Genomic DNA, 16,683 nt, shown 5'->3' with positions numbered 1-16,683 from the left:
CCCCGCCGGCCAGGCGGGACTTTGACGACACGAACTGAGGGCCGTCTGTGGCGGAAGGGCCCGGAGGCGGTCGTGCCGGCCCCGGGCCCTCCCTTCTTCCCGTGATCCCCGTCAGTCACCCGGGAAGTGACACGCCACCTCTCGGGAGGCGGCAAGCCGCAGCAGTGGGCGTTCGGTGCGGCAGATCTCCTGGGCCTTGTGGCAACGCGGGTGGAAGGTGCAGCCCGGAGGTGGGGCGGCCGGGCTCGGCGGGTCGCCGAGCAGCACGATCCGCTCCCGCCGCCGTTCCGCCGCCGGGTCGGGCAGCGGTACGGCGGACAACAGCGCCCGGGTGTAGGGGTGCTGGGGGTTGTCGTAGAGGGATGCTTTGTCCCCTATCTCGACGATCCGGCCGAGGTACATGACGGCGACCCGGTCGCTGACCCGTTTGACCACCGACAGGTCGTGCGCGATGAACACGTAGGCGAGCCCCAGTTCGGCGCGCAGCCGCTCCATCAGGTTGACGATCTGCGCCTGGACGGAGACGTCGAGGGCGGACACCGGTTCGTCGGCGACGATCAGCCGGGGGCTGGTGGCCAGCGAGCGGGCGATGCCGATGCGCTGGGCCTGGCCGCCGGAGAACTCGTGCGGGTAGCGGTCGATGTGTTCGGGGATCAGTCCGACGAGCTCCATCAGCTCGGCGGCGCGGCGGCGGGCGTCCCCCGCGCTCCAGCCCTGCACCAGCAGCGGTTCGGAGATGATCCGGGCCACGGTCTGGCGGGGGTTGAGTGAGGAGTGCGGGTCCTGGAAGACCATCTGGACGCTTCTGCGCAGCGGGCGCAGCGCGCCCTGGGAGAGCCGGCTGATGTCCCTGCCCTCGAAGGCGACCCGTCCCGACGTGGGCTCCAGCAGCCGTACGAGCATCCGGCCGGTGGTGGACTTCCCGCAGCCCGACTCCCCGACCAGGCCCAGGGTCTGTCCGGCCGCCAGGTCGAAGGAGACCCCGTCGACGGCGCGCACGGGCGCCCCCCGGCGCCCGGTCGCGGATCGTCTGCCGGGGAAGGTCATGGTGAGGTCCCGTACGGACAGCAGCGTGGTCTCGGTCATCGGGCGGCCTCCTCGACGGCGCGGACCCCGGCGAAGTGACAGGCGACGGTCCGCCCGGTTCCGTCCCCGTACGCGGCCGGCTCCGGCCGTTCGCCGGTGCAGCGTTCGGCGGCCAGGGGGCAGCGGGGTGCGAAGGCGCAGCCGGGGGCCGGTACAAGGAGGGACGGCGGGGAGCCGGGGATGAAGGGGAGCGGTTCGTCGTCGGAGGTGTCGAGGCGGGGCAGCGAGTCGAGCAGCCCGCGGGTGTAGGGGTGGGCGGGATCGGCGAACAGTGCGTCGACGGGTGCCTGTTCGACGGCGCGGCCGCCGTACATGACCAGGACGTCGTGGGCGACCCGCGCGACGACGCCCAGGTCGTGGGTGATCATGACGACGCCGAGTCCGCGCTCCTGCTGGAGCCGTGCGATGAGTTCCAGGATCTGCGCCTGCACGGTGACGTCGAGGGCGGTGGTCGGCTCGTCGGCGATCAGCAGGTCGGGTTCGCACGCCAGGGCCATGGCGATCATCGCGCGCTGGCGCATGCCGCCGGAGAACTGGTGCGGGTACTCGCCCGCCCGGCGGGCCGGCTCCGGGATGCCGACCTCGCCGAGCATGTCGACGGCGCGTCTGCGTGCGGCGGCGCGGCCGGCCCTGAAGTGGACCCTGAAGTGCTCGGCGATCTGCTCGCCGACGGTGTAGTAGGGGTGCAGGCTGGAGAGGGGGTCCTGGAAGATCATGGCCATCCGGCGGCCGCGGACCTTGCCCAGCTCGCGCTCGGCCAGGCCCGTCAGCTCCCGGCCGGCGAGCGCGACGGAGCCGGCGACCTCCACCGCGCCGCGGTGCAGGCCCATGACGGCGAGCGAGGTGACGGACTTGCCGGAGCCGGATTCGCCGACGATGCCGAGGGTGCGTCCGGCCTCGACGGTGAAGCCGACGGAGTCGACGGCCCGGACGGTCCCGCGAGGGGTGGTGAAGGTGACGCGCAGGTCGCGTACTGCGAGGAGCGGAGCGGCCATCAGTACCTCACTCTCGGGTCGATGACGGCGTACAGGAGGTCGACGACGAGGTTGGCGACGACGATGAAGAAGGCCGCGAGGAGGGTGACGCCGAGGACCACGGGCTGGTCGGAGTTGACCAGGGCGCCGTAGAAGAGCCGGCCGATGCCGGGCAGTCCGAAGATCGACTCGGTGATGACGGCTCCGGCGAGGAGGCCGCCGAGGTCGATGCCGAAGATGGTCAGGATCGGCGTCATCCCGGAGCGCAGGCCGTGTTTGACGACGACCGTCCGCTCGGGCATGCCCTTGGCGCGGGCGGTACGGATGTAGGGCTCGGCCATCGCCTCGATCATCGACCCCCGGCTCTGGCGGGCGTACATGGCGGCGTAGAGCAGGGCGAGCGCGGTCCAGGGCAGGAGCAGGTTCGAGGCCCAGCCGACCGGGCTGTCGGTGAAGGCCTGGTAGGTGGGGTAGGGCAGCAGTCCGGCGATGCGGATGACGCCGTAGATGAGCATCACCGAGGTGAAGTACACGGGCAGCGAGGCGGCGGCGACGGCGCCGACCATCAGGGCCTTGTCGGTGGCGGTGTCCTTGCGCAGGGCGGCGGTCACCCCGGCGCCGAGGCCGAGGACCAGCCACAGCACGGCGGCGCCGAGGGCCAGGGAGGCGGAGACCGGGAGCCGGTCCATGAGCAGGTCCCACACGGGCAGGGAGCTCTCGTACGAGTAGCCCAGGCAGGGGAAGTCGCAGGAGACGGCGTACTGGCCGGTGCCGAGGGTGCGGCCGGTGAAGATGCCGGTCAGGAAGTCGGCGAACTGCTTCCACAGGGGCTGGTCGAGGCCCAGGTGTGCGCGTACGTCCGCGATGCGTTCGGTGCTGCAGGTCTTGCCGCAGGCGGCGGCGGCCGGGTCGGCGGGCAGGACGTAGAAGATGAGGAAGGTGACGGCCGCGATGGCGAGGAGCACGCCGGCGAGGGCGAGCAGCCGGCGGGCGAGGTAGGCGATCACGTGCGGCCGCCCCTCGGGTCGAGGATGTCGCGCAGCGCGTCGCCCAGCAGGGTGAAGGCGAGCACGGCGAGGAAGAGGAAGACGCTGGGGATGACGAAGTACATGGGGTCGGTCTCGTAGTAGGCGACGGACTCGGCGATCATCTGGCCCCAGGAGGGGGTGGGCGGGCGGACGCCGACGCCGAGGTAGCTGAGGGCGGCCTCGGTGCTGATCATTCCCGGGATGAGCAGGGTGGTGTAGGCGATGACCGGGCCCGCGACGCCCGGGAGGATCTCGCGGGTCAGGATCCGCCAGGGGCCGGCGCCGCCCACGCGGGCGGCGTCGACGTACTCGCGGTGCTTCAGGGAGAGGGTCTGGCCGCGGACCACGCGGGCGATGCCGGGCCAGCCGAAGATCCCGATGACGGCGGTCATCAGGACGATCCGGTTGACGTCCTTGGCCACGGACAACAGCGCGATCATGAAGATGAGCGAGGGGAAGGACATGGTCAGGTCCATGAGCCGGGACAGGACCGCGTCGGTGCGGCCGCCGTAGTAGCCGGCGGCGATCCCGGCGGCGGTGCCGGCGAGGACCACGATGGCGGTGGCCGCGAAGGCGATCAGGAGGGAGACCTGCGCGCCGTGGACGACGCGGGCGTACAGGTCGCGGCCGGTGACGGGCTCGACGCCGAGCCAGTGCTCGGGGCTGATCCCGCCGAGTACGCCGAGCGGCTGGCCCCCGAGGTACGGGTCCACGGCGCTCTTGTCGAACTCGTGCGGGGACCAGCCGCCGAGCGCGCCCAGCCAGGGGGCGGTGACGGCCATCAGGACGAAGAGGCCGACGATGCCGAGGCTGACGCGGACGGCGGGGCGGCGGCGCAGTTCCCGCCGGGCGAGCTGCCAGGGGCTGCTGCCGGGCGCCGCCGCGGGCCGGGCCGCGGCAGCATCGGGGGCAGGGGCCGCGCCGGGGGCTGTGGTGGTCATGGTGTCGGGGGCTCCGGATTCCTCAGCCCTGGCTCTTCGAGGGGTCCTTGAGGCCGACCGTCCCGTAGTCGATGGTGCCGGTCCACACGGGGTGGCCGAACGCGCCCGCGATGTTCGTGCCGACGAGGAGCGGCTTGCGCTCCAGCAGGATCGGGACGTTCGGGGACTTGGCCATCAGGGCCGCGTCGAGGTCGATCCAGGCCTGGCCGGCCTGCTTGGCGTCGGCCATGGCGTTGATCTCGTCGATCCGCTTCATGACCTCCTCGTCGCGGAACTGGCTGTAGTTGCCCTGGTTGCCCTTGTCCTTGATGGTGCGTCCGTCGAAGACGAAGGGGATCCAGGTGGAGCCGGAGGGGTAGTCGGGGCACCAGCCGGTCAGGGTCATGTCGGGGGTGGTGGACAGGTCGCCGATCACGTCGTAGTAGGCGCCCGGGTCGACGGTGTCGATGACGACCTCGACACCCGCGCGGGACAGGCCCTGCTGGATGGCCTCGGCCTTGGCCTTGTCGCCGGTGGAGACGGTGAGGGAGACCTTCAGGGTCTCCTTGCCTGCGGCCTTGAGGAGTTCCTTGGCCTTGGCCGGGTCGCCGGCCGGGGGGATCTTCAGGGTGTCGGCCTGCTTGCCGCCGGAGAGGGCCGGGGGCAGGTAGGCGGTGGCGATCTCGTTGAGGGCCGGTCCGCCGCCCGCTGTGACGACGGCCTCCTTGTCGACGGCGTACTGCATGGCCTCGCGGACCTTGGGGTCGTCGAAGGGGGCGCGCGAGTTGTTCAGGTGGAGCATCTCGGTGCAGCCCTGGGACTCGGCGAGCAGCCGGGACTTGACGTCGGGCTTCGGCAGCACCTTGGGGGCGCTTTCGGGCCGCATGTCGGCGTACTGCACGGTGGAGGCGTCGGCGCCCTCGCCGGCGATGATCCGGTCGTCGATCTGCCCGCCCTTGAGGCCCATGACGACCACGAACTTGTCCGGGTAGGCCTTGCGGACGGTGTCGGTGGCCGGGTCCCAGTGCTCGTTGCGGACGAGGACCAGCTTCTTGTCGCGGTCGTACGACTCGATCTTGTACGGGCCGGAGGAGAACGGGCGGGCGTCGTACTGGGTGCCCTTCTCCTGGGACTGGGGCACGGGGGCGAAGGTCGGCAGGGTGGCGGTGGCGGAGAACTCCGCGACGGGGCGCTTCAGTTCGAAGACGATCGTGCGGTCGTCCGGGGTCTTGACGGAGTCGAGGTGCTGCCCTTGGAGGGGGCCCTTGTAGCCCTCGGTGCCGGCCAGATACTGGGCGGCGTAGTCGGGGCCGCCGGTGAGGTCGGGGGCGAAGGAGCGCTCGACGTTGTACTTGACGTCCTGGGCCTTGACCGGGGTGCCGTCCTCGTACTTCACGCCCTCCTTGAGGGTGAAGGTCCAGGTGCGGCCGCCGTTGGAGGGGGTGCCGAGGTCGGTGGCGAGGTCGGGAACCAGCTCGCTGCCGCCCTTGCCGGGTTCGGCCTTGAAGGTGACGAGCGTGCGGTACAGCAGGCGGGTGCCGAAGTCCATCGTCGGCATGACCCAGTTGCGGGCGGGGTCGAGGTGCGCGAAGTCCTGGTTGGACAGGACGGTGAGGGTGCCGCCCCTGACCGGGGTACCGCCGAGGATCTTGCCGTCGTTGGCGGCGGCCGGGTTCGCGGCTCCGGCGCCGTTCGATCCCTTCCCGGTGCCGGAGCAGCCCGCGGCGCCGAGTGCGAGTGCGGCCACCAGGGCGGTGGCGAGGGCGAGTTGGGTGCGCTTGGTCATGGGTCACTCCAGGGAAGGCACGCTCTGCGGCTCTACGACTCTGCGATGTGACCGGTAACATAGTAATGTGAAATTGCACTGCACAAGGGGTGGGACCCGCTGTTACCCAGCCGTGTCCAAATGCCGCGTGCTGCAGAGGAGTTCCGGCGCCCGGCGGAACGGCCACACCGTCAGGCGCCCAGCACTCCCCCGAGGACAGGGAGATTGCGCACCACTGTCCACAGGACGGCCACGACGAGGATCACGCGCGGCCACCTCCAGAGGGGCAGAGCTCGCCGGGCGGTCCTGCCGGTGACGAATCGCAGCCACGCGAGGGCGACGCACGGCAGCGCCACGACCAGGAGCAGGTTGTAGTCCGCCGCGGCGTCCACCCAGGGGCAGGAGGGGGCAGAAAGCTACAGCCCCGACCCGAGGACGCCCGGGGTGCGGCCGACCGGTTCGTCGCGGCCCTGGGCCCAGAGGGAGCGGACGTGGCCGAGGTGGCGCTGCATGCAGGCCTCCGCCGCCTTCGCGTCACCGCTGATCATCAGGTCCAGCAGCTCCAGGTGCTCCTCGGCGGAGGAGACCAGCTTGCCCGCCTCGTCCAGCCCCGTCAGACCGTACAGGCGGGACCGCTTGCGGAGGTCGCCGACCGTCTCCACGAGCCGTTCGTTGCCCGAGAGGCCCAGCAGCGTGAGGTGGAACCGGCGGTCGGCCTCCAGGTAGCCGATGAGGTTGTGCTCGCGGGCGCTGGTGACGATCTCCTCCGCGATGGGGCGCAGTTCCTCCAGCTGCTCGGCCGTGGCGGTCTGCGTGATCCGGCCGATGGTCGGCACCTCGATCATGGTGCGCAGCTCGGTGTACTGGTCGAGGTCGCGTTCGCTGACTTCGGTGATCCGGAAGCCCTTGTTGCGGACCGGCTCGACCAGGCCCTCGCGCGCCAGGTCGAGCATGGCCTCGCGCACCGGGGTGGCCGACACGCCGAGTTCGGCCGCGAGGCCGGGGGCGGAGTAGACGCTGCCGGGGCGCAGCTCACCCGCTATCAGAGCGGCTCGGAGGGCGTGGCCGACCTGGTCGCGGAGTCGTTCCTGGGCCTTGATGAGACTGTGCTGCTTCAGGTCACCCATTGCGTTTCCTCCGAGGCCCTTTTTCACCTGCCGACGAGCAGAGCAACAGCGTACAATGTCACGTTGCGCTGCTCACACCTCGGCGGCCTCGTACAGCGCGACCGCCACGGCAAGATCTTCCCAGGCCATGCCCACACTCTTGAAGAGCTGTGGACAACCCCGCTCGCCCCCCGCCGCCAGCCGCCCGGCCACCAGGTCCGCGAGCGTGCCCGTGATGTGGCCCGGCCCGATGGCCCCCTCCGCCTCCGGGACGAGCAGGTCACCGGCCTCCCGCAGGGCCGCCGCCCGCGATTCCACGTACACCGCCGCGCGTCGCACGAGGGCGGTGTCGGTCTCCCGGGCGGTCGGCTCGTGCGATCCGACGGCGACGACCACCGCGCCGGGACGCACCAGCCGCCCGTCGAACAGCGGTTCGCGGGCCGTGGTGCAGCACACGACCAGGTCGGCGTCGGCCACGTCCTGCGGGGTGCCGGTCCGGGCGGCCTGCCCCAGCGTGCGGGCGTGCGCGGCGAGGCGTTCGGCTCCCTCCCCGTTGCGGGCGACCACCACGACCTCGGCCAACTCCCGCTCCGCCCGGGCCGCTTCCAGGTGCCCGTACGCCTGCGGTCCGGAGCCGAAGAGCACCAGCCGAAGCGGCGTCCCGGCCGGCGCCAGGTGCCGCAGCGCGAGGGCGGAGACCGCCGGTGTGCGCAAGGCGGTCAGGGCCGCGCCGTCGAGCAGGGCCAGCGGGTGCAGGGTCGGCCCGTCCAGCAGGAGGTAGGAGCCGGTGATGCGCGGCAGCCCGCGGGCCGGGTTCCCGGGCGCGACCCCGGCGATCTTCACCCCGGCGTACGGGCCCGACGCGGCCGGCATCAGCAGCAGTTCGCCGTCGCCGGGCACGGCGATCGCGGAACGCGGGGGACAGCCCTCCGGGTCGAGGCCGCCGCGCAGGGCGGCGGCCAGGGCGTCGGCGGCCGCGGCCGGTCCGAGCAGGGCGGCCATGGCCGCGGCGCCGAGCTGGGGTACGGCCGTCACAGCAGGAACCCGGTGCCGAGCGCGTCGTACGGGTCCACGGCGAAGGCGTGTTCGCCGGTGCGGTAGGCGGTGCCGGTGACCTCGGTGACCCCTCCCTCCAGCATCCGCCCGGTGAACGCGGTGCCGGTGACCGACTCGTGCAACAGGTCCTCGCCCGGCCCGAGCCGCCCGTCCTCGGCGAGCAGCGCCAGCCGCGTCGAGGTGCCGGAGCCGCAGGGAGAGCGGTCGACCTGCCCGTCGGCGAAGACCGTGACGTTGCGCTGGTGCGGCCCGAACGGAGTGTCGGGCAGCTCCTCGTGGAGGATCACCCCGTAAACCCCGGACAGCAGCGGGCCGCCCGGATGCCAGGTGGCGGGATGGGTGGCGAGGGCGGCCCTGACCTCCTGCCCGGCCCGCACCAGCGCGGGCAGCGCCGCGCGCGAGACGTCCAGCCCGAGGTCGCGCGCGCGGACGGAGGCGTAGCAGGCGCCGGCGTGCGCGATGTCCGCCTCGGCCAGCCCGAGCGATGTGGCGACGGGGACCTTGCGGGCGCTCACCCGGGCCGGCACGTTGCGGAAGGTGACGCCGGTGGTACGGCCCCCGCCGCGGTGGACGGTGGCGCTGACCCGCCCCGACGGTACGTCGATCCGCACCGGGACGTCCCCGTCGTCCGGGGCGGCGACCCGGCCGCTGTCCACGGCCCAGACCCCGAGGGCCATGGTGCCGTGGCCGCAGGCCGTGGAGTAGCCGTCCTTGTGCCAGAACAGCACGCCGAAGTGGGCCCCGTCGTCGTCGGCCGGTACCACGAACCCGCCGTACATCCCGGCGTGTCCGCGCGGCTCCTGCACGAGCAGCCGCCGTACGTCGTCCAGCACGCCCCGGCGCGGCGCCGTCCCCGATCCGCCCGGGCCGACGGCGGTGGCACAGCGCTCGGCGACGGTGTCCCCCGGCACGGGCGGCATGCCCTCGCCTGCGGTGTCGACGATCCGGAAGGGCTCGCCGGCGGTGTGGTAGTCCACCGTTCGGACGGTCGTCACAGGAGGAAGCCTCCGGGGAAGGGGTCGGACGGGTCGAGGAAGTACTGGGCGGTGCCGGTGATCCAGGCCCGCCCGGTGACCGTGGGGACCACGGCGTGCAGGCCGGCGACGGTGGTCCGCGCGACCAGCCGGCCGGTGAACTCGGTGCCGATGAAGGACTCGTTGACGAAGTCGGCGCCGAGTTCCAGCAGGCCGCGGGCGTGCAGCTGGGCCATCCGCGCACTGGTGCCCGTACCGCAGGGCGAGCGGTCGAACCAGCCGGGGTGGATGGCCATGGCGTGCCGGGAGCGGCGGGCGTCGGAGCCGGGCGCGGCCAGGTAGACGTGCTTGAGTCCGGCGATGGAGGGGTTCTCGGGGTGGACCGGCCGGTCCGGTCCGGCGTTGACCGCGTCCATGATCGCCAGCCCGGCGGCGAGCAGGTCGTCCTTGCGGGCCCGGTCGAAGGGCAGCCCGAGGGCGTCGAGTTCGACGAAGGCGTAGAAGTTGCCGCCGTAGGCCAGGTCGTACGCGACGGTGCCGAATCCGGGGACCTCGGTCTTCAGGCCGAGGCCGACGCTGAAGGAGGGGACGTTGGTGAGGGTGACGGCGGTGGCCGCCCCGTCCTCCACCCGTACGTCGACGCTCACCAGCCCGGCCGGGGTGTCGAGCCGGACGGTGGTGACCGGCTCGACGACGGGCACCATGCCGGTCTCCACCAGGACGGTGGCCACCCCGATGGTGCCGTGCCCGCACATGGGCAGCAGGCCCGACACCTCGATGTACAGCACGCCGTAGTCGGCGTCGGGGCGGGTCGGGGGCTGCAGGATGGCGCCGCTCATCGCGGAGTGCCCGCGCGGCTCGTACATGAGCAGGGTCCGTACGTGGTCCATGTGCTCGATGAAGTGGAGCCGCTTCTCGGCCATGGTGGCGCCGGGGATCACCCCGACTCCCCCGGTGACGACCCGGGTCGGCATGCCCTCGGTGTGCGAGTCCACCGCGTGGTAGACGTGGCGCGTACGCATCAGGCGTCCCCTCCAGCTGGTTAGTTGAGGCCCTCGGCCAGGGCCTTCTCGGTGGCGGCGCGGACGGCGGCCTCCGTGTCGCCGGTGAGCGGGAAGCGCGGCGGGCGGGTGGCGCCGCCGGGGCGGCCCGCCAGGTCCATGGAGAGCTTGATGGCCTGGACGAACTCGGTCTTGGAGTCCCAGCGCAGCAGGGAGTGCAGGGACTTGTAGAGCGGCAGGGCGGTGTCGAGGTCCCCGGCGACGGCGGCCCGGTAGAGGGTGGCGCAGGAGCGCGGCAGGGCGTTGGGGTAGCCGGCGATCCAGCCGACGGCGCCCGCGAGGGCGAGTTCGAGGAGGACGTCGTCGGCGCCGATGAGCAGATCGAGGCCCGGGGCGAGTTCGGCGATCTCGTAGGCGCGGCGCACGTCCCCGCTGAACTCCTTGACGGCGACGACGGATCCGTCGGCGTGCAGCCGGGCGAGCAGGGCCGGGACGAGGTCCACCTTGGTGTCGATGGGGTTGTTGTACGCGACCACGGGCAGGCCCGCGCGGGCCACCTCGGCGTAGTGGGCCCGTACGGTCTCCTCGTCCGCCCGGAAGGCGTTGGGCGGCAGCAGCAGTACGGAGCCGGCGCCGGCCTCGGCGGCCTGGTCGGCCCAGCGGCGGGCCTCGGCGCTGCCGTAGGCGGCGACGCCGGGCATGACGCGGGCACCGTCGCCGGCCGCCTCGACGGCGGTGCGCACGACGCGGGCCCGCTCCTCGTCGGTGAGGGTCTGGTACTCCCCGAGGGAGCCGTTGGGGACCACGCCGTCGCAGCCGTTGGCGATCAGCCAGGCCACGTGCTCGGCGTAGGCGTCGTAGTCGACGGTGAGGTCCTCGCGCAGGGGGAGCGCGGTGGCGACCATGATTCCGTGCCAGGGACGGGTGCGGGGCGCGGGGATGTGCGCGTTGGTCATGTGAGGCTCCCTAGTGTGGTGTGTGACATTTTACTAGTGGGTGCGGCGCGGCCACAAGGGCCGGGGCGCCCCTGATCAGCGGTCGGTGGCGGGAAGTTCGGCGAGATGGCCCAGCGGGACCGGGCAGGAGAAGGGCCGGCGGTCCGCCGCGGGCTCCGCCCCGGCCAGGGCCGCGACGGCCGGGCCGCACATCCGGCCCTGGCACCAGCCCATGCCCGCCCGGGTGAGCAGCTTGACGGTCCGGGCGTCCCGCGCCCCGAGGTCCTGCGCCGCCTCGCGGATCCGGCCGGCCGGGACCTCCTCGCACCGGCACACGACGGCGTCGTCGCGGAGCCAGCCGGTCCAGCCGTCGCCGGGGCGGTGGGCGGCGGCCATCGCGTCGGCGAAGGCACGCAGCCGGGCGCGGCGGCGGGCGAGCCGTCCGACGCGGTCGGCGCGGTCGGGGCCCGGGGCGCCCGCCCCGGGCCGCAGCGCGTCCGCGACGGAGTGCGCCGCCAGTTCGCCCTCCACCATGGCCAGTTGGGCGCCGCCGATGCCGCCAGTCTCCCCCGCGGACCAGATGCCGGGGACGGAGGTTCGCTGCAGGGCGTCCACCTCCAGGGCGACGGCGGCGTCGGGGCAGGGCCGGGTGGCGCAGCCCAGTGCGGTGGCGAGTTCGAGCTGGGGCACGAGCCCGTGGCCCACGGCGAGCGCGTCGCAGGGGATTCGGCGGGCGGTGCCGGGCAGCGGTCGCCAGTCGCGGTCGAGCCGGGCCACGGTGACGGCCTCGATCCGGTCCGTGCCGTGGGCCTCGGTGACGGCGTGCCGGGTGAGCAGCCGGACGTGGTGCCGGGCCAGCGCCCCGCCGTAGCCGGCGGCCTCGACGATCTTGCCGGGGTTGCGCAGCAGGGCCGGCACCTGGCCGGCGTACGCGGTGTAGGCGGCGGCCTCCACCACGGCGGGCACGGTGGCTCCGGCGGCGGCGAGGGAACCGGCCACCGCGAGCAGCAGCGGACCGCTCCCGGCGACCACCACGCGCTTGCCGGGCAGTACCAGCCCGCCCTTGAGCATGGCCTGCGCGCCGCCGGCCCCGACCACTCCGGGGAGGGTCCAGCCGGGAAAGGGGAGTTGGCGCTCGTAGGCGCCGGTGGCGATGAGCACGGCGCGGGCGGTGACGGCCGCGGCATGCTCGTCGGGGGCGTGGCCGGCGACGGCGTGCAGGGTCCACTCGGTGGCGGGCGCGGCATGCCCGCGGCGCGCCTCGGCCGCCACTGCCTCGCCCGGGACGACGCTCCACACGTGGTGGAGCGGGAGGTATGTGATGCGGCCGGCCGACTCGTGGGCGCGCAGGGCGGCTTCGCGGGTCGCGAACTCGGCCCAGCCGTGGTGCAGGGCCTCGGGGCGGGCCGCGCCCAGGCCCGGCGCGGGATGGCGGTAGAACTGCCCGCCCGGGCGGTCGCCCGCGTCGAGGAGCGCGACCCGCAGCCCGAGGCGGGCGGCCGTGACGGCGGCGGCCAGTCCGGCCGGCCCGGCCCCGACCACGGCCAGATCGACCGCATCCACCCCACCGGGCGCAGCCTGCCCGGCGGACGTAGCCCGCCCCGCGGGCGCAGGCCGCCCGGTGAGCGCGGACGGCCCGTCAGGTCGCGGCTTCCCGGCGGTGACAGCCTGCCCGGCGGGCGCGGGGCCGACGTGCACACCCGGCCCGGGGGACGCCGGCGGCTGCGGGGATCGGGGCTGCCCCGCGGGGCGAGGCGGCTCGGCGGGGTCAGACGGCGAGGTCGGCACGGCCGGTTCCCTCCTGGGTGGTGACGGCGTCGCCCGGGCGGGCGGGGACCAGGCAGGCGCGCTGGTTCGGGCGGCCGTTGACGGTGACGAGGCAGTCGTAGCAGCTGCCGATCCCGCAGAACGCCCCGCGCGGGGCACCGCCCTCGCGCGTGGTCCGCCAGGCCAGGATCCCGGCGCCCCACAGCACGGCGGCGATGCTCTGGCCCTCTTGCGCGGGCAGTTCACGGCCGTCGAAGGTGATCTCGTACGCGGCCGCCGGGCTGCCGCCGACCAGCGAGCGGGGGCTGCGCATCAGTGGTGCTCCTCGGGGGTGTCGGCGGGGGCCGGGCCGGCGCCGAAGCGGTCCGGGCGGAACGGATGGGTCGCGAGCGGCGGTTCGGCCCCCGTCAGGGCGGCGGCGATCAGCAGGCCCGTGGCGGGGGCCAGGCCGATGCCCGCGCCCTCGTGGCCGCAGGCGTGCAGCAGCCCCAGGCGGCGGGGGTCCGGGCCGATCGCGGGGAGGTGGTCGGGCAGGTAGGGGCGGAAGCCGTGGTAGGTGCGCAGGACCCGTACATCGGCCAGTACGGGGAAGAGGGCCGCCGCCTGGGAGGCCAGCCGGCGCAGCGCCTGCGTCGACAGGCCCCGGTCGAAGCCGACCCGCTCGCGGGTGGCGCCGATGAGGACCGGTCCGGCAGGAGTGCCCTCGACCACGGCCGAGGACTGCAGGGCGGCGGAGCCGCTGGCGACGTCCGCGATGTAGTCGGCGGCGTAGACCTTGTGCCGGACCACCCTCGGCAGCGGTTCGGTGACCAGGACGAAGCCGCGGCGCGGGAGGACGGGCAGTTCCGTGCCGGCGAGCCGGGCGATGTGCGCCCCCCAGGTACCGGCCGCGTTGACCACGGCGGGGGCCAGGAGTTGGCGGCGCGTGGTGCGGACCCCCCGTACGGCGCCCCGGTCCCGCAGCACCTCCGTCACCTCCTCGCCGAGGAACGTCTCGGCGCCCGACGCGGCCAGCAGCCGGGCGGCCGCCTGCGCCGGCTGGACCTGCGCGTCCTGCGGGTAGTGGAAGCCTCCCGCGAGGCCCGGGGCCAGGTGCGGTTCCAGGTCGTGCAGGGCGTGCGCCGGGACCTCGACCGCGTCGACGCCGGCCGCGCGCTGCCCCTCGGCGAAGCTCCGCAGGGCCTTCACCGTGGCCTCGTCCGGGGCGACGACGAGCCCGCCCTTGGGCTCGTACTCCACCTCCTGCGGGAGGACGGCGGCGAGTTCGGTCCACAGCCGGGTGGAGAGCAGGGCGAGGTCGAGCTCCGGTCCCGCCTCCTTGTCGGAGACGAGCAGATTGCCTTCTCCGGCGCCGGTGGTGCCGCCCGCGACGGCGCCGCGGTCGACCACGGCCACGGAGAGGCCGGCGCGGGCCGCGTAGTAGGCGCAGGCCGCTCCGACGACGCCGGCGCCGATGATCACGGCGTCCAGGGAGTGTCTCTTGAGCACGACAGTAATATGTCACATTCTTTAGTGCCTGCCCAGACCGGTCCCACGCTCCTCCTCGGGCGCGGGACCGGTCCGGAGCCCGTCAGCTGCGCAGCGGTCCCTCACAGCTGTAACTCGAGGTCGCGGCGGTTTTGTTGCTCCAGATCTCCGGCGTACCGAAGGAGCAGTTCATGTCGGCGAGGTTGTTGGAGGCGGCGCCCGCCCGGTCGAGGATGAAGTAGTCGACCGTCTCCGACATGTCCTTGAAGTTCTGGTCGTCGTTGCGCCAGTTCTTCAGGTTCGCGGTGATCCGGCCCGTACAAGTGAAGCGGCGCTTGCCGGGGTCGCCGTTCTCCACGCAGTCCGGGGTGTTGTGGGTGGCCGTGGCGAAGGTCGACTTCACGGAGCCGAGCGCCGAGTCGCGCAGCTGCTCGTTGGGGGTGAAGGTGGTGTTCGGCACGAAGAGCTGGTCGACCTTGGCGATCTGCGCGTTCAGGAAACGGTCATAGTCGCGCTGGAGGTAGGTGTCCGCACCCATCCGGTGCCGCCAGGCGTCGTATGCCGCCACGTCGTCGGCCCGCAGGTGCGCGTACATCTCCCGCAGCAGCGAGGGCTTCTCGGTCCACAGGAACTCGAAGAAGGTGCCGGCGTAGCTGTAGAAGCGGAATCCGTCGCCCTCGTAGGTGGCGTTCAGCAGCTGCTCGACGGTCATGCGCGGGCCGCCGCCGGCCGTGTCGCTGATGATGCTCTTCACGAGGGACTTGCGGACGGCTATGCCGTTGTCGCGGGTCGCGCCGTCGAAGAACTCGGCCGTGCCCTCGTCCATGGCGGTGGTGCGGTCGCTCTCGTACCAGGGGCCCTGGCCGAAGAAGCCGGGGACGGCGAAGCGGCCGTTGAGGTAGTGCGTGTACTCGTGGCGGAAGAGCTCCTCCAGGGTGAGGGAGGAGTCCTGCGGGACGCGGCGCTGGTAGGTGTAGAAGGTGGCGCCGTTCTCGATGTAGATGCCGCCGTTGTTGGTGTCGTAGCCGGTCAGGATCGGGTGGTAGTTCACATAGTCGGCGCGGGAGCCGTAGAGCACGATGTTCAGCGTCGCGTTGGGGTCTCCTGCGAGCGGCTGGTCGGTCCCGAGGACGCGGTGGTACTGGGCCTTGACCTGCTTGCTCGCGTAGTAAAGCTGGTCGACGGTGGCGCGGTCCAGGCCGGTGCGGACCTTGATGGCGCCGTTGTCGTAGGTGTAGGTGTGGGGGAAGAGCTGCTTCTCGATGTCCTCCTTGCACACCCCGTACGGCTTGCAGGCCTCGTAGAAGTTGAGCCAGGAGACGACCTTGGCCCACGGCTCGCTGCCGTCGCCGAAGCCGGCCTTCAGCGGCCCGAGCATCGCGCCGAGGTCGGCGACGACCTGGTCGCGCAGGCCGTCGACCTGGCCGAAGCGGGCGTACTCGCTCAGCGCGTCGCGCACCACCCAGGCGTTGGCCGTGCCCTTGAGGTGCGTGTAGCCGGCGAAGGCCTTGAAAGCGGCGCGGTAGGCGGGGTCGGCGGCCACGGCGGCGTGGAAGGCGGTGTCCTCGTTGCCCGGGTAGACGCCCAAGTAGTTGGTGGAGAGCGCGGCGAGCACGGCGCCCCCCCAGGTGGGGTCGAGGTGGGTGGCCGGGTGGGCCGGGTCCATGGTGGCCAGGACCTTCTTGACCAGGCCGAGCTGGTGCTGGCGCAGGCCGGGGCCGGCGGAGTAGAGGGCCTCGCGCAGGGTGCGGGCGTTGGTGGGGGTGACGTCGAAGGTCCGGGCGGCGTTGCCGTAGTCGTCGATGGCCTTGCGTATCGCGGCGGTGGTCGGGGCGTCGGTGACGTCGATCTCGTCGCGCGAGAAGTCGTGGTAGGCGACGGCGTGCAGGTACGTGAACATCTCCTCCAGGTGCGAGGAGTTGCGGCCGTCGTGGGCGGCGGCCAGGGCGGATATCCGGCGTGAGACGGCCTGGACGTGTGCGTCCGACATCACGGGGGCCAGGCGGGCGTCCCAGGTCCAGATGAGGCCGCGCAGACAGCCGTCGGCCAGCACGGCCTGGTCGGCGAGGAAGTCGGCGAACTGCTCGGGCGTGAGGTTCGTGATCCCGTCGAGGGTGCAGGGGACGCCCGCGGCGACGCTCTTCGCGGTGGGGGCCGACCTGGCGGCCGTGCCCCGCTTCTCCAGGTCCTGGGCGGGCGCACTGGCGGGGGCCGCGCCGGGGACCTGGCCGGAGATGTTCAGGCCGCCCGGGGCGGGGGCGGGCGCCGGGGCGTTGTCCTTCGCGTCGGCGAAGCGGTCGACCTCGTCGAACGGGTTCCCCGTGGGGCCGTGGGCCGCGGTGGCGGGCGCGGCGGCCGGAGCGCCGGTGAACGCGGCGGGGGCCGCGGACTCGGCCGCCTGCGTGGTGCCCTGTGCCGCGGTGGCGAGAAGCGTCACGGCTACGGCGGAGGCGAGGAGGGAAGAGCGCACAGCTCTGTGCTTGAGCACCGAGAACTCCTGTTGGGAGGGGTCAGGTGGGGGGTGGTGCGTGAACTGCCCTGCGTCACGCGGCGTTTGACGGGGATTAACGTGCCGCGGTGTGAGCTGTAACATAGTAATGTGAA

Annotated in this window: 15 protein-coding genes; all 15 read right to left on the bottom strand. The window is 73.1% G+C overall.

Features of this window, described 5'->3' with window-relative positions; genetic code table 11:
* Window positions 1–111: 111 nt before the first annotated feature.
* Window positions 112–1,086, bottom strand: coding sequence for an ABC transporter ATP-binding protein (locus AB0F82_RS20530; RefSeq protein WP_362629627.1), 975 nt, complete (start codon window positions 1,084–1,086; stop codon window positions 112–114).
* Window positions 1,083–2,081 (bottom strand): ABC transporter ATP-binding protein, encoded by a 999-nt coding sequence (locus AB0F82_RS20525; protein WP_362629624.1) that lies wholly within the window; start codon window positions 2,079–2,081, stop codon window positions 1,083–1,085. Before AB0F82_RS20525 ends, AB0F82_RS20530 begins: the two co-directional genes overlap by 4 nt.
* Complete coding sequence (locus AB0F82_RS20520) at window positions 2,081–3,067, bottom strand: ABC transporter permease (protein ID WP_030960527.1); 987 nt, start codon at window positions 3,065–3,067, stop codon at window positions 2,081–2,083. Before AB0F82_RS20520 ends, AB0F82_RS20525 begins: the two co-directional genes overlap by 1 nt.
* A complete protein-coding gene (locus tag AB0F82_RS20515; RefSeq protein WP_362629621.1) occupies window positions 3,064–4,029 on the bottom strand; it encodes an ABC transporter permease in 966 nt (321 codons plus the stop codon). The genes AB0F82_RS20520 and AB0F82_RS20515 overlap by 4 nt, the downstream gene beginning before the upstream one ends.
* Before the next feature lie 22 nt (window positions 4,030–4,051).
* Window positions 4,052–5,794 carry an ABC transporter substrate-binding protein gene (locus AB0F82_RS20510; protein ID WP_362629618.1) on the bottom strand — a complete coding sequence of 581 codons (1,743 nt, stop codon included), beginning with the start codon at window positions 5,792–5,794 and terminating at the stop codon, window positions 4,052–4,054.
* A 170-nt stretch (window positions 5,795–5,964) separates the two neighbouring features.
* On the bottom strand, window positions 5,965–6,165 hold the full coding sequence (locus tag AB0F82_RS20505) for a hypothetical protein (protein ID WP_362629615.1): 201 nt from the start codon (window positions 6,163–6,165) through the stop codon (window positions 5,965–5,967).
* Between the two features lie 24 nt (window positions 6,166–6,189).
* Window positions 6,190–6,900, bottom strand: a complete 711-nt coding sequence (locus AB0F82_RS20500) for a GntR family transcriptional regulator (protein ID WP_356815368.1) — start codon at window positions 6,898–6,900, stop codon at window positions 6,190–6,192.
* A gap of 72 nt (window positions 6,901–6,972) precedes the next feature.
* A complete protein-coding gene (locus AB0F82_RS20495; protein WP_362629670.1) occupies window positions 6,973–7,881 on the bottom strand; it encodes an ornithine cyclodeaminase family protein in 909 nt (302 codons plus the stop codon).
* Window positions 7,882–7,910: 29 nt separating this feature from the next.
* Window positions 7,911–8,930, bottom strand: coding sequence for a proline racemase family protein (locus AB0F82_RS20490; protein WP_362629611.1), 1,020 nt, complete (start codon window positions 8,928–8,930; stop codon window positions 7,911–7,913).
* On the bottom strand, window positions 8,927–9,931 hold the full coding sequence (locus AB0F82_RS20485) for a proline racemase family protein (protein ID WP_362629608.1): 1,005 nt from the start codon (window positions 9,929–9,931) through the stop codon (window positions 8,927–8,929). The genes AB0F82_RS20490 and AB0F82_RS20485 overlap by 4 nt, the downstream gene beginning before the upstream one ends.
* Window positions 9,932–9,951: 20 nt before the next feature.
* A complete protein-coding gene (locus AB0F82_RS20480; protein WP_362629605.1) occupies window positions 9,952–10,866 on the bottom strand; it encodes a dihydrodipicolinate synthase family protein in 915 nt (304 codons plus the stop codon).
* Between the two features lie 75 nt (window positions 10,867–10,941).
* On the bottom strand, window positions 10,942–12,408 hold the full coding sequence (locus AB0F82_RS20475) for an NAD(P)/FAD-dependent oxidoreductase (protein WP_362629602.1): 1,467 nt from the start codon (window positions 12,406–12,408) through the stop codon (window positions 10,942–10,944).
* Between the two features lie 205 nt (window positions 12,409–12,613).
* Window positions 12,614–12,925 carry a (2Fe-2S)-binding protein gene (locus AB0F82_RS20470; RefSeq protein ID WP_390078462.1) on the bottom strand — a complete coding sequence of 104 codons (312 nt, stop codon included), beginning with the start codon at window positions 12,923–12,925 and terminating at the stop codon, window positions 12,614–12,616.
* Window positions 12,925–14,100 (bottom strand): NAD(P)/FAD-dependent oxidoreductase, encoded by a 1,176-nt coding sequence (locus AB0F82_RS20465; RefSeq protein WP_362629599.1) that lies wholly within the window; start codon window positions 14,098–14,100, stop codon window positions 12,925–12,927. The genes AB0F82_RS20470 and AB0F82_RS20465 overlap by 1 nt, the downstream gene beginning before the upstream one ends.
* A gap of 82 nt (window positions 14,101–14,182) precedes the next feature.
* Window positions 14,183–16,567 carry a collagenase gene (locus AB0F82_RS20460; protein ID WP_362629596.1) on the bottom strand — a complete coding sequence of 795 codons (2,385 nt, stop codon included), beginning with the start codon at window positions 16,565–16,567 and terminating at the stop codon, window positions 14,183–14,185.
* Window positions 16,568–16,683: the final 116 nt, after the last annotated feature.

The organism is Streptomyces virginiae (assembly GCF_040638905.1).
Taxonomy (GTDB): domain Bacteria; phylum Actinomycetota; class Actinomycetes; order Streptomycetales; family Streptomycetaceae; genus Streptomyces; species Streptomyces virginiae_B.
Note: the sequence above shows the minus strand (reverse complement) of the source record. Positions and strands in the feature narration are given on the sequence as shown.